This window comes from Magnetococcales bacterium, assembly GCA_015231755.1.
GTDB lineage: Bacteria > Pseudomonadota > Magnetococcia > Magnetococcales > Magnetaquicoccaceae > Magnetaquiglobus.
The window spans coordinates 12,288-25,278 of the sequence record JADGAZ010000015.1 but is presented as its reverse complement, the minus strand read 5'-3'; the positions used below and the strand labels follow the sequence as shown (position 1 = coordinate 25,278).

The following is a 12,991-nucleotide window of genomic DNA, read 5'->3' as shown; positions in this document are numbered from 1 at the left end:
TCTCCCTATCAATTCTGAAAGATTTCTAGACGAACATCACTCTTTGGAGGGGGCCACCACCAGGATCGCCTGGGTTCCCAGGGTTTCCCACCCCTTTTTGTCGAGCTGATCGAATACCTTGAAAAACCATAAACCGGGGGGCAGTTTCCCTCCGATGGTGCCGACTGCCGTGTACATGGGCAGATGATCCTCCTTGGCGGCTTTGATCGGCGGATAATCCAGCCGTGTGGCCAGATTGCCCGCCTGATCCAGGATATCCACCTTGACATGGTGGGTGCCGTTGCTGATCAACACCAGATCCAGCACAAAATAGCCCGCCACCTTGTCCGATCCGGCGCGCAGCGCCTTGACCACCGACATGGGCTGCATGTTTTCGCCCTTCCGGATCATTTTGTCGGAAAAATAGGCGTTGCTGATGTAGGCCGGTTGCCGGTAACTCTTGGCCACTGAAGCCTGGGCTTCACCCGTCGGCCAAAGCCAGGCCCATGCCAGGATCCACATCATTCCCAACCCGGACCATCCGGGAAAGGTGCGGAGGATACGATGTCGGGACGGTGGGATCATGTTTTTTTCACTCCTCTCCCAGGCGGGCCAGCAGTTCGGCCTGATGATGGGCGGTCAGGGTGGTGATCAGCTCTTTCAGATCCCCTTCCATCACCTGATCGAGCTTGTGCAAGGTGAGATTGACCCGGTGATCCGTCACCCGGTTCTGGGGAAAGTTGTAGGTGCGGATTCGTTCGGAACGATCTCCGGAACCCACCTGATCCCGTCGGTCACGGGAGCGTTCGTCGTGGGCGGCGCGTTGTTCCATGTCCAGGAGGCGGGCCTTGAGTACCTTCATGGCCTGGGCCTTGTTTTTGTGCTGGGACTTTTCGTCTTGACAACTGACGGTGATGCCGGTGGGCAGATGGGTGATGCGTACCGCCGAATCGGTGGTGTTGACGCTCTGTCCCCCCGGACCCGAGGAGCGGAATACGTCGATGCGCAGGTCATCGCGTTCGTTGATGGCCACCTCCACCTCGTCGGCTTCCGGGAGCACCGCCACGGTACACGCCGAGGTGTGAATCCGTCCCCCTGCCTCGGTGGCCGGAACCCGTTGCACCCGATGCACCCCGGACTCGAACTTGAAGGCCGACCACGCCCCCTTGCCGGAGATCATCGCGATCACCTCCTTGAATCCACCCAGTTGGGTCTGACTGCTGGACAACGGTTCCAGGCGCCAACGGCTCTGCTCGGTGAAACGGCCATACATGCGCAGCAGATCCGCCGCGAACAGTCCCGCCTCCTCGCCGCCGGTGCCGGCGCGGATTTCCAGGATGACGTTGCGACCCTCGTGGGGATCCCGGGGAGCCAGCAGGAGTTGCAGTTCCGGGATTTTTTCTTCGAGCCGGGTTTTGAGTTGATCCAGTTCGTCGCGCACCATGCGTTTCATTTCCGGATCGCTGTCCGGATCGTCGAGCAGGGCTTCGGTCTCCTGGATCTCCTCTTCGAGCTTGAGATATCCCATCCAGGCTTCCACCAGGGGATCAAGGTCGGCGTATTCCTTGCTCAGGCGGGCGTATTCGGAGGCGTCCGCCTGGGTGGTGGATTGACCCAGCAGGGCATCCAGCTCCGCGTGGCGCCGCCGCATGGTGTCGAATTTACGCAAAAACGAGTTGGTCATGCCATCACGCCTGATCCAGTTGAAACAGTTGTCGCGCCGCGTCCACGTAGAGATCCCCATCCGGCTCCGCGGCCAGATGTTTCAGACGACTCAACGGGGCGTGCAGTATTTTATTGACCAGCAGACGACCCAATTGTTCCACCCTTTTTTGTTCTTCGGGGGAGATGTTGGGCCAGGTTCCCACGACTTTGGCCACCTCCTGATCGCGGATGGTTTCGAGTTTTTCCCGCAGGGCGGCCAGCACCGGGGAGAGTTCCAGGGTCTCCAGCCAGCGCATGAATTCGTCACTGCGTTTTTCGACGATCACCTCGGCGGCGATCACCTCCTTGCCCCGATCCTTGAGATTGTTTTCGACAATCCGGGACAGATCGTCGATGTCGTACAGATAGGCGTTGTCCAGTTGGGCGATGGCCGGATCCAGATCCCTGGGCACCGCGATGTCGATGAGAAACTGGGGACGCTGACGCCTTTTTTTCAGGGCGGTCTTGATCATGGGGGCCGTGACCACATGTCCGGTGGCTCCGGTGGACGATAAAATGATGTCGGCCTTGTCCAGATTGTTTTCCAGCTCGGCCAGGGCCACCGCCTCCCCCCCGAAGGTTTCCGCCAGGGCCACGGCCCGGGAGAGCGTCCGGTTGGCCACCAGGATTTCCACCCCGTCGGAAACCAGATGACGGGCCGCCAGTTCGCACATTTCCCCGGCGCCGATCAACAGACAGCGACATCCTTTCAGGTTGCCGAAGATCCGCTGGGCCAGGGAGACCGCCGCCGAGGCGATGGAGACCGGATTGCGCGCGATGCCGGTATCGTTGCGCACCTGCTTGGCCGCGTGAAAGGCGTGCTGAAAGAATTTATCCAAAACCGTGCCCGAGGATCCCGCCTCTCCGGCCAGTTGGTAGGCCTGTTTCATCTGACCGAGGATCTGGGCCTCCCCCACCACCAAAGAGTCCAGGCTCGCCGCCACCCGGAAACCGTGTCGCACCGCGTCCCGGTCGGTCAGGCGGTACAGATGGGACTCCAGAAGATCCCTGTCCAGACCACGCACGGTGGTCAGCCAGCCCATGATCTCCTCGGCGACCTGCTCCGGATTCTGGCCCGCCCCATAAATCTCCACACGATTGCAGGTGGACAGCAACGCCGCTTCCCGCACCACCGGGGTGGTCCGCAGTTCGTTCAGACAGCGCGGCAGCTCCTCTGCGGTGAACGCCAGACGTTCCCGAATGGCCACGGGCGCGGTTTTGTGACTCAAGCCGACGATGACGATCTTCATGGAGAGACGATCATTCCCGATTCGGGCGCTCCGTTTTTGGGATGAGACTGCTGTGGCGCGTGGTCCCGCAATGCGTCATCATAGCCCGAATGAAGCCCGGAAACCAAGTTTCCATGCCATGGGGTCTGACCGGCTGTGATTTTTTCTTTCCGGCTATTGCCCAGAGAGGTGATTTTGGGTTAGGATTTTTGGGTGATGTCGGGGTGTGGCGCAGTCTGGTAGCGCATCGGCTTTGGGAGCCGAGGGCCGGAGGTTCGAATCCTCTCGCCCCGACCATCTTTGAATCTTCCCCATGGCGTTTCCTCTTTGTCGTGCGCTCGTGGCTCAATGGATAGAGCACCGGCCTTCTAAGCCGTAGGTTGCAGGTTCGAGTCCTGCCGGGCGCACCATCCCCTTCCGGTCTGCAACGTCGTCTCCTCTTCGTGTTTCTTGAAACGACGTGGTGACCTGTATAGAAAATCGGATTTTTTATACAAGTCATCCATGATATGTATAACAAACCGGGCTTGACTATCCACATGCCCAGACAGGACCGCCGATCACAGGCTCAAGAGGGCCATCCATGGTTGAATGGGTCATGAATCCCTGTCAAGCCATCGTAGCGCCCACCCCGGCGGCGGGGGACGATTTTTTTGATGGATTTTCAACGGTGCGCCGGTCACAATGTTTCCTTGCAAGGAGGCGACATGACCGATCACGACGGTATCTATCACCAATTGTACGCCCATCCGGAAATGATGGCCGATCTGTTGAGGCGTTTTGTGACCGAACCTTGGGTCCAGGAGCTGGATCTGTCCCGTTTGGAACCGGTCAAGACCCGCTATCAGGTACCGGGCCTGCCGGAACGGGAGAGCGACATCGTCTGGCAGGTTCCCATGCGGGGCGGAGGGGTGATGTATCTGTTGGTGCTGCTGGAATTCCAGTCCACGGTGGAACGCTGGATGCCCCTGAGGGTCGTCATCTACGAGTGTCTGCTGTGGCTGCAACTGCTGCACGAAAAACGGATTCCCGCTTCAGGCCCTTTGCCGCCGATCTTTCCGATGGTGCTTTACAATGGGGATTCCCCCTGGCTGATGCCGGTGCGTTTGCGGGATCAGATCGGCTTGCCGGATGGTTCGCCCTTGTGGCACTTTCAGCCGGATGGACGATTTTTTCTGATCGACGCCACCCATCTGGCGCCGGAAGATCTGAAAAAAGATCGGGATTCGCTCTCGGCGCTGGTGTTCCGGGTCGAGCAGTGCCAGGATCCGGACGATCTGATCGCCCTGGCCAAAGAGCTGCTGGCGTGGTTTACGCAGCGTCCCGAGTTTTCGGCCCTGAAGCCGGTGCTGGCGATCATGCTGTACAATGTCATGGAACTGATGGGCGGCGATGGACCGGTGCCGCCGACCCACCCGGTGGATCTGTTGGAGGTGACAACCATGATGCAAACCCGTTTCGAAGCCTGGAAAGAGACCTGGAAAGAGGCGCGTCGTCAGGAGTGGTGGCAGGGAGGCCATCAGGAGGGCCGCTGGGAAGGCCGTCAGGAAGGCCGGCGGGAGGAGGCGGCTTCGATGCTGATGCGTTTGTTGCGTCGTCAGTTCGGGGTGGTTCCGGAGGATGTGCGGGAGCGGGTGCTTGCCGCCGATCTGGACACATTGGAAACCTGGATCGACCGTACCCTGGACGCCCCATCCCTGTCTGCGGTGTTCGAGTGATTCCGCTTGCACGCCGGGTCACGGTTTGCGTGGTCCGGTGAATCTTTTGAAAGGAGCCATGCCATGTTGCAACCCGGTTCGACCATTCCGGACCTTTCCGCTCCGGATCAACACAACCAGACCAAGCCCCTGCGCGCCCGGTTGGGAGCCAAAGGGGGGATCATCTACTTCTACCCCAAGGACAATACGCCGGGCTGCACGCTGGAGGCCAATGATTTTCAGGCGCTGGGTCCGGCCTTTGCCGCACTGGGCCATGAGGTGATTGGTGTCTCGAAGGATTCGGTCAACTCTCACGTCGGATTCTGCGCCAAATACGGATTGGCCTTCACCCTGTTGAGCGACGGGGATGGGGCGTTGTGCGAGGCTTTCGGCGTCTGGCAAGAAAAAACCCAGTACGGCAAGACCAGCATGGGCATTGTCCGTTCCACCTTCGTGGTGGATGCCGAAGGGGTGGTCCGCAAGGTCTACACCAACGTCAAGACCAAAGGTCACGCCGAGGCGGTGCTGGCGGAGTTGACCCGCAGGCTCGGCGCGGCCTGATCGATCCCTTGGAATGCCTGAACTTCCCGAAGTCGAAACCATCCGGGCCGGGCTGGCTCCCCGCCTGACGGGCCGGGTGATCCGATCGCTTCGGATCCATACTCCGACGCTGCGCTGGCCCATTCCCATCCAACGACTGGAACTGTCCATCCTGGGACAGACCATCCGTTCCGTGACACGGCGGGGCAAATATTTGCTGTGGGCCTGCGGCACGGGTCATGTCTTGATTCATCTGGGCATGTCGGGTCGCCTGTTCACCCCCGATCCCCTGGCACCCCGGGAACGCCATGATCATGTGATCTGGACCCTGGACGACGGCACTTTGGTCTGTCTCAACGATCCCCGTCGTTTCGGAGCGGTTTTGTGGATCGAGGGGGATTGGGAACGGCATCCGTTGCTGGCGGGACTGGGACCGGAACCCCTGGAGGGGGATTTCCACGCCGATCATCTGTTCGACCGGAGCCGCAATCGGCGGGTGGCGCTTCAGAGCTGGCTCATGAACGCCCATATGGTGGTCGGGGTGGGGAACATCTATGCTGCCGAGTCGTTGTTTCTGGCGGGGTTGCATCCGGCGTTGCCGGCGGGGACTTTGACCCGTTCCCAATGCGCCAAGCTGGTGGAAGTAGTCCAACGGGTGTTGCGGGCCGCCATCGAACAGGGGGGCACCACCTTGCGGGATTATCGGCAAAGCGATGGACGGCCCGGTTATTTCGCGGTGGCCTTGCGGGTCTACGGGCGGGATGGGGCGCCTTGTCCGAGTTGCGGAACCCCGATCCGGCGGATGCGTCTGGGTCAGCGGTCCGCCTTTTATTGTCCATGCTGCCAGCCGGGTCCGGTGGTTGACGATCAGGGGTGACGGCCCCGCAATCGATGGATGCCATCCGCCACCCTGCCCCGCCAGCGGGGCCAGGAGAGTTGGTGGGACCAGGATGAAAGCGACTCTTCGCCAAATTGCAGAATCTCATCGACAATGCGCGTCGATGCCTGATTGTCCCCCACGCCCCAGAATTCCGTGATGAAGGCCTCCCGGTCCCCAGGCTGGATGGGCAGGGTGCGCGCCGGATCCATCAGCAATCCGGGCAGATCCTCGACCCGGCTGAAGGCCCCCAGCCAGGAGCGGAACCAGGGATTGATATCCATGGGTTGGGTGTGCCAGTGGGTGGATGGGCCGGGCGTCAGGTGGACCAGCTTGTTGACGTTGAAAATGGGCAGATCCGGCAGCGGAATGAGGTCGGAATCCACATAGATGAAGGGTTTGTTGAAATAGCCCATGTCCAGGGAGGCGTGGGAGTTGATTCCCAATCCCACGTCGGCGTGCTGGAACATGGCCATGGTGTGTTGGGCTTCCAGGATTTTGGTCCAGGGGAACTGTTGCCAGAATTCCGATTCCGAGGCGGTATCGCAGTTGTAACCCACATAGGCGGTGGGATGCATCTTGATCAACAGGTTGCAGCCGGCGTTTCTGGTCTGTTCGCAGATACGGGCGTAGCGATCCAGGAACCATTGATGATACCGATCCACCTGTTGGGCATTCCAATGGGGAAACCAAGCGGCCACCTTTTTGTGGAACGACTGGATGCCTTTGGGAAACAGGACCGCGATGGGGCGGGCGGGATCCAGGCCGTAATGGTGACAGAATTGTTCCCGGCTGGGGAAGGCGGGGGGTTGATGGTCTTTTGGGTATTCGTACTGGATGGAGCCGACGATGCGGATCTGATCATCCGGGGGCATGGGAAGTCCCATGGTTTCGTGCTCGAAGCGCAACATGCGGTGGGTGAACTGGCTGCGGATCAGGCAGCGTTCCACCCCATGGGACCAGTGATCCAGTCCGGAGGTGGCGCAGAAATTGATGGTGGGGCGTCCTTCCGCCTGGGCCAGCCGGGTGAGGGGGAGATAGCTGCGCCAGGTGCTGAACACCACGATCTGACAGCCCCGCATGGCCTGACGGAAGTGCCATTCTCCGTCGATCTGGATGGCGCCTTCTTTGGTGAGTATCGGATCATCCCGGACCGGTTCCGCCGACGCGCCTTTGTTGATTCCGCGACCGGGCACCACCAGTTTCACCTCCACGCCCCGCTGTTCCAGCAGACGCTTGATGATCAATTCCCGGTAGGGATTTTCTTTGAGATCCCTGCCGGACATAAGCATGAGGCGATGCAGTTTCTTGGACATGTCGGGATTGAACGGGTCGTGTCCTTGATTGACGAAAATTCACGAAAAACGCCAATTGGCGTCCAGTTCCAGGAATCCGGCTTCGTTGGTGATGATGTACTGTCCGGGCCGGGGGAGTACGTTCAGGGTGGCCAGATGATCGACCTTGCCCAGGAGTTGTGACTCGATCGTGCCGGAGACCGATAAACGCAGTGTATAGCGTCCGGGAAGAAAGGGCAATTTGGGAATTGAGATTTCGATCACGTGTTGACCCGGAGTCAGGGAGGGACGCGCTTCCGCCTCCCGGGGCTGGTGGGTATAGGCCAGGATGATGGAGCGTCCTTCGGGTTCCCACATGAAACAGAACATCGGGGATTTCAGGGGTTGGCGCACGTCGAGGGTCAGGGAGATCCGGAGGGACTCTCCGCAGATCAGGTGTTGGAGCGGCTGATCGTTGACGTCGCGCAGGTTGACCGAGCGCACCACGAAGGAGTGTTCGGTGCCGGGATGGTGGCGCAAGGTGGTGTCGAGGGCGGTGGTTTCCCCCACGTAGCGGGAGATCACCTCGGCGGTGGGGCCCAGGGCCACGGTTTGTCCCTTTTGCAGATAAAGCACCCGGGAGCAGAGTCGGTCCACCTGTCCGAGGTTGTGGGAGACGAAAATCACCGCCACGCCGGAGTGGGCCAGTTTGTCCATGCGGTCGAGGGCCTTGTTGCGGAACACCAGATCCCCCACGGAGAGCACCTCGTCCACCAGCAGGATATCCGGTCGCATGTGGATGGCGACGGCGAATCCCAGCCGGGCGCGCATGCCGGAGCTGTAGCTTTGCACCGGGGCGTCGAGGAACTCCCCCAGATTGGCGAAGTCGATGATCTCATCGAGGCACAAGTCGAGTTCGCGTTTGGAGATGCCCAGGACGGCGGCGTTGATGAGGATGTTTTCCCGTCCGCTGAGTACCGGGCTGAAGCCGGCTCCGAGCTGAATGAGGGCACCGACCCGACCCCGGATGGTGACCTGGCCGGAATCGGGCATGATCAGGCCGTTGATCAGCCGCAGCAGGGTGGTTTTGCCCGAGCCGTTGGAGCCGATGATGCCCAGGATGTCGCCCCGTTTCACCTGGAGGCTCAAATCCCGGATGGCCCAGAACTCATCCTTGCGCAAGGTGGCGAAGCGATCTTGTCCTGTGAGTTCCCGGGAGATGTCGTGGATGCCGTACCACAAGGAGCGTTTGAGGCTGCGGCAGAATTTTTTGGAGATGGACTCCACGTCGATGAGCAGGTCGTTGGACACGTGAGATGTCAAGCTCCCATCCGTTCCAGGACCAGCGGGGTGGCGAGGCGATAGAAGAGCAGGCCCGCCAGCAGGGCGACGAGGGTACCGCCGCAGGTAATCCAGAAGGCTGCCGGGTCGTGCATGGTGCCGATGGACATGAGATCCCGGGCTCCTTGGAGGAGGGGGACCACCGGGTTCAAGGCGACCAGCAGGGACCAGGGCCACTCCTGGGGGGGCGGATAGACCACGGGGGTGAGGAAGAAGGCCAGTTTGAGGGCCATGGCGCTGCCTTCGCCGATATCCCGGTAGAGTCCCCCGAGGGGAACCAGGAACAGTCCGATGGCGGTGCCGAGCAGCACCAGCATCAGGATGGCGAAGGGGGCGAGCAGGATGGCGGGGGTGAAAACCACTCCGGACCACACCATCACCCCCAGGGCCGGGAGCAGTTGCACGCCGGCCAGAAAGAGCACCTGGGCCATGCCGGAGAGGATGGGGGCTTCCCGGGGCATGTTGATCTTGATCATGATGGGCACGCATCCCTCGAAGGCCTTGAGGGGTGCCAGCACGCTTTCGGAGAAGATCTGCCAAAGCAGCGTGCCCAGCAGCACGTAGACCGGATAGGGGATTTCGGTGGGTTCGAGGTTGAGGATCTTGCGGGCGTTGAGTACCACGAAAATGGCGGTGGTGGCCAGCGGCGGCACCAGCACCCACAGGATGCCAAGCACCGATTGGCGGTAGCGTTGACTGATTTCCCGGATGAACAGTCTCCAGGCCAGTTCCCGGGAGCGCCACAGATCCAGAACCATGGCGAGGAACAGGCCATCCGGATGGCGGATTCTCGATTGGGCCGAATAGGTGCGCACGGCGAGGGGGATGGTATCCGGATCGGGCGTCATGAGAGGGTGTGGCTCTGGAATGTGATGAATTCGAGGGCGATGGATGCCATCCGGCTGAAACCGTTTGGTCAACATCGATCATGACGCCATTTTTCTCAGGCATTGTCAAGCACGTTTTCCGTGGTGGTCAGCGTTGCGGTGGTCCCGGGTTTGCTTCGGCAAGAGGGGGGAGTGGTGTCAAAAAAGGGGTGAGTTCTTGTGGATTCCGGTGTTCCCAGGCCGAAATGGATTGAACAATCCGCAAGAATGCGATTACACTCTATCTTTCATTTTTCTTAAGAATCGGCGCGTCGTGGGTGGGATGGCGGCGGGTTGGCGGATCGGATTTGTCCTTTTGAAAAGGCGCGCGCGGGAGCGATTATGGTCATTTTGGGCATTCACGACGGGCATGGGGCCAGTGCGGCTTTGCTGGTGGACGGACGGCTGGTGGCGGCCATGAGCGAGGATCGGCCCACACGCTTTTCCACCCGTTCGGGATTTCCGTTTCAGTCGGTGGAGCGGGTGCTGGCTCTGGCGGGACTGACCATGGGGGATGTGGATCACATCGCCCTTTCCACCTTGCGACTGCCGCCGAAATATTTTTTCGTGCCCCGGGAGAACTTTTCCATCGCCGATTTCTGGCGGGAGCAGACCCACTACTGGAAACCCCGTCTCGATGGCACCGGCACCCCTTCTTATCTGGAGGTGTTCGCGGATCGGATCGATCCGGCCCGCCGGATCTACGACGAAAGCCTCATCGCCCATGAAGACGACGCCGAAGGCATGCTCAAGGCCCGGCTGAAGCATCTCCAAGCTTACAGCGGCCTGCCCGCGGAGCGCATCAGCGTTCACGATCACCACACCTGTCACGCCTGGTACGCCTACATGACCCATCCGAACCGGGATCGGGATCTGTTGGTGTTCACCACGGACGGGGGCGGGGATGGGGCCAACGGCACGGTCTGGGAGGGGCGCGACCGGGGAGCCTTGCGGCTTTTGCATCGGGACGCCAAGTGCAACATCGGGCGGATCTACCGTTACGCCACGCTGCTGCTGGGCATGAAGCAATTCGAGCACGCCTTCAAGACCATGGGACTGGCCCCTTACGCCAACGAAAAATACGGGCGGCAGGCCTATGAGGTCTATGCCGGAACCCTGCAAAATCACGGGTTGGGATTTTCGTACACCACGCAGCCTGCGGACCATTTCTTCTGGTTCAAGGAGCGGCTGGAGGGGGTGCGTTTCGACGGGATCGCCTGGGGTGTGCAGCGGCGCACCGAGGAGTTGTTGTCCCGATGGGTGCAAAACGGGGTGGGAGCCACCGGAATCGGGGATGTGGTGATGTCCGGGGGGGTGGCCATGAACATCAAGGCCAACAAGGTGATCTGGGAATTGCCGGATGTCACCTCTTTGTTCGTGCCGCCGGGAGCCGGGGACGAGTCGCTTGCCGTGGGCGCGGCCTGCATCGCCGCCGCCGCCCATCCCACGGTGAAAGCGGAGCAGGTGGAGCATTTGCGGCCTTTCACCACCCCGTATCTGGGGGAGGATTTCACCGACCAGCAGGCGTTGCGGGCCATCGAGACCGGCGGCATTCCCGAGGGGAGCCGGGTGCGGCAGGCCGGAGCCGGAGAGGTGGCGGAGCTTTTGGCCCAAGGAGAGGTGGTGGCCCGTTGCGCCGGTCGTTGGGAGTTCGGTCCCCGGGCTTTGGGCAACCGCTCGATCCTGGCGGATCCCCGCAATCCCCACGTGGTGCGTCAGATCAACGAAATCATCAAGCAGCGGGATTTCTGGATGCCGTTCGCCTCCAGCGTGTTGGAGGAGCGGGCCGACGATTATTTCATCAATCCCAAGGGGCTGGATGCCCGCTACATGACCCTGGCCTTCGATTCCACCCCTCTGGGGCGCAAGGAGATGATCAGCGGTTTGCATCCGTATGATCACACCTCCCGTCCCCATGTGGTGAGCCGGGCGGTGAATCCCGACTATCATGCCTTGATTTCGGCCTTCCAGGAGCGCACCGGCGTGGGCACGGTGTTGAACACCTCTTTCAATCTGCACGGGGAGCCGATGGTGGCCGGACCGGAGGATGCGGTCAGCACTTGGCTTCGTTCCGGGCTTTCCCATGTGTGGATCGGTTCGTGGCTGGTGAGCAAGCCGGCCCGGGACTCTTCTCAAGGTGGCTGTCATGGCTGATCGGCTGCCGCAAGAGGGGTCGCGGGTGGAGGAGGCGCAGCGTCTGAGCGTGGAGCGGGAGGTGTTGCGGGTTTACCAGGAGGAAAATCCTTCGACACGCTTTCTGGAGTCGGATGAGCGTCTGCGGGAAGAGGAACGGCGACGGGTGTTGTTGTTCCGGGACTATCTGAAATTGCCGCCACGGCTGTTTCGCGGAGCCAGTCTGTTGGATCTGGGGTGCGGGACCGGGGAGCATGCCATTTTCTACAGCCGCTGGGGGGCGGATTGCACCCTGGTGGAGATGAATCCTTTGGCTTTGGAGCGGGCGCGAAAGATTTTCGCCCTGCGTGCGCCTCGGGAGGCCCGGTATCGGTTCGTGGAGCGGTCATTGTTCGACTATGATCCGGGTGAAGAACGGTTCGATATCGTGGCCTGCGAGGGGGTGTTGCATCATACCGGGGCCAAGGAGGCAGGGTTTGAGCGTTTGGCAGCCTGTCTGAAGCCGGGTGGATTTCTGATCCTGGCCATCTGCACCCGCGCCGGGATGTTTCAGCGGGATTTGCAGCGACTGGTCATCCGTTCCCTGGCCCGGGAGGAGGCGGAGATCCCCGCTTTGGCCGAGCGGTTGTTCCGGGAGAACATCGACCGGGCGGAGCGTTTCGGGCGGCGTTCCCGGGCGGCGATCATTCAGGATACCTATGTCAATCCCAAGATCGACTGTCCGTGTACGGGCGAGGTGATGGCGTGGTTTGCCAGGAGCGGTTTGCGGGTCTATTCGGCCTGGCCGCCGGTGATGCCGGCGGAACTGGTGGATCCTCCCATCAAGGGGGTGATGCACCAGTTGGCCATGGATCCGGCGGCGGCGGGGGGGGCGGAGTTGCGATGGCTGACCCATCGGGTGGACGACGCCCGCAGTGGTGAGGTGTGGCTGGAGCGGTCGCGGCGTTTGAGCGCATTGCTGGAGGATCTGGTTCGGCAGACGGCGGATGTCACCGCTTCCAGCCGGGTGGATCCGGGGTCGTTGGCGGCGGCGTCGGAGCGGTTGCTGGAGGGGGTGCGGGCCGGATTGGGAACCTTTCCCCAGGAGGACCAGCCCGAGGCGTTGTTGGGGGAGGTTCTGGAGCTGTTCAACGTGTTGGCCACCGGGGATGTGGAGCGGGTGGCGTCTTTTTTATCCGCCACGCGGCATCTGTTTCGGGGCGCCAACGGAGTGGGATTGAATTTTTTCGTGGCCTATCGTGAAGAGCCGGGATCCGTCGCGACGATTTGACCATTGAAAAAAAGAAGGGGTCTGGGGAATTCATTCCCCAGGATTTTGACTTTCAATCCTTTAATCTTTTGACTTCTGCGC

11 protein-coding genes and 2 tRNA genes are annotated in these 12,991 nt (G+C 61.0%); 7 read left to right on the top strand and 6 right to left on the bottom strand.

The window, feature by feature from the left end:
* Positions 1–36: 36 nt before the first annotated feature.
* From HQL98_10855 to HQL98_10845, 3 genes are read right to left on the bottom strand one after another with little or no spacing between them, the layout of a single operon-like run.
* Complete coding sequence (locus HQL98_10855) at positions 37–564, bottom strand: hypothetical protein (GenBank protein ID MBF0272547.1); 528 nt, start codon at positions 562–564, stop codon at positions 37–39.
* A gap of 7 nt (positions 565–571) precedes the next feature.
* Positions 572–1,663: a peptide chain release factor 1 gene (gene prfA, locus HQL98_10850; protein MBF0272546.1), complete on the bottom strand. Its 1,092-nt coding sequence runs from the start codon at positions 1,661–1,663 to the stop codon at positions 572–574.
* 4 nt (positions 1,664–1,667) lie between these two features.
* Positions 1,668–2,933, bottom strand: coding sequence for a glutamyl-tRNA reductase (locus HQL98_10845; protein ID MBF0272545.1), 1,266 nt, complete (start codon positions 2,931–2,933; stop codon positions 1,668–1,670).
* A gap of 199 nt (positions 2,934–3,132) precedes the next feature.
* On the opposite strand from HQL98_10845, the gene HQL98_10840 reads away from it, so the two are divergent.
* The 5 genes from HQL98_10840 (at position 3,133) to mutM (ending at position 6,026) form a co-directional block, all read left to right on the top strand.
* Positions 3,133–3,209 (top strand) — tRNA-Pro (locus HQL98_10840).
* A 37-nt stretch (positions 3,210–3,246) separates the two neighbouring features.
* A tRNA-Arg gene (locus tag HQL98_10835) sits at positions 3,247–3,322 on the top strand.
* A 297-nt stretch (positions 3,323–3,619) separates the two neighbouring features.
* The gene (locus tag HQL98_10830; GenBank protein MBF0272544.1) at positions 3,620–4,630 is read left to right on the top strand and encodes an Rpn family recombination-promoting nuclease/putative transposase; all 1,011 of its coding nucleotides are present in this window, start codon (positions 3,620–3,622) and stop codon (positions 4,628–4,630) included.
* A gap of 63 nt (positions 4,631–4,693) precedes the next feature.
* Positions 4,694–5,170 (top strand): peroxiredoxin, encoded by a 477-nt coding sequence (locus tag HQL98_10825; GenBank protein ID MBF0272543.1) that lies wholly within the window; start codon positions 4,694–4,696, stop codon positions 5,168–5,170.
* Between the two features lie 13 nt (positions 5,171–5,183).
* Positions 5,184–6,026: a bifunctional DNA-formamidopyrimidine glycosylase/DNA-(apurinic or apyrimidinic site) lyase gene (gene mutM / locus HQL98_10820; protein MBF0272542.1), complete on the top strand. Its 843-nt coding sequence runs from the start codon at positions 5,184–5,186 to the stop codon at positions 6,024–6,026.
* Here mutM and HQL98_10815 read toward each other — a convergent pair.
* The 3 genes from HQL98_10815 to HQL98_10805 are packed head-to-tail and all read right to left on the bottom strand — an operon-like array spanning position 6,017 to position 9,489.
* Positions 6,017–7,342: a hypothetical protein gene (locus HQL98_10815; protein MBF0272541.1), complete on the bottom strand. Its 1,326-nt coding sequence runs from the start codon at positions 7,340–7,342 to the stop codon at positions 6,017–6,019. The two genes, mutM and HQL98_10815, sit on opposite strands and share 10 nt — an antisense overlap.
* Positions 7,343–7,381: 39 nt before the next feature.
* Positions 7,382–8,623, bottom strand: a complete 1,242-nt coding sequence (locus tag HQL98_10810) for an ABC transporter ATP-binding protein (GenBank protein MBF0272540.1) — start codon at positions 8,621–8,623, stop codon at positions 7,382–7,384.
* A complete protein-coding gene (locus HQL98_10805; GenBank protein ID MBF0272539.1) occupies positions 8,620–9,489 on the bottom strand; it encodes an ABC transporter permease in 870 nt (289 codons plus the stop codon). The genes HQL98_10810 and HQL98_10805 overlap by 4 nt, the downstream gene beginning before the upstream one ends.
* Positions 9,490–9,849: 360 nt before the next feature.
* On the opposite strand from HQL98_10805, the gene HQL98_10800 reads away from it, so the two are divergent.
* Both HQL98_10800 and HQL98_10795 read left to right on the top strand, forming a co-directional pair.
* On the top strand, positions 9,850–11,661 hold the full coding sequence (locus HQL98_10800) for a carbamoyltransferase (GenBank protein MBF0272538.1): 1,812 nt from the start codon (positions 9,850–9,852) through the stop codon (positions 11,659–11,661).
* Positions 11,654–12,910 carry a class I SAM-dependent methyltransferase gene (locus HQL98_10795; protein ID MBF0272537.1) on the top strand — a complete coding sequence of 419 codons (1,257 nt, stop codon included), beginning with the start codon at positions 11,654–11,656 and terminating at the stop codon, positions 12,908–12,910. The genes HQL98_10800 and HQL98_10795 overlap by 8 nt, the downstream gene beginning before the upstream one ends.
* The last annotated feature ends 81 nt before the right edge of the window (positions 12,911–12,991 follow it).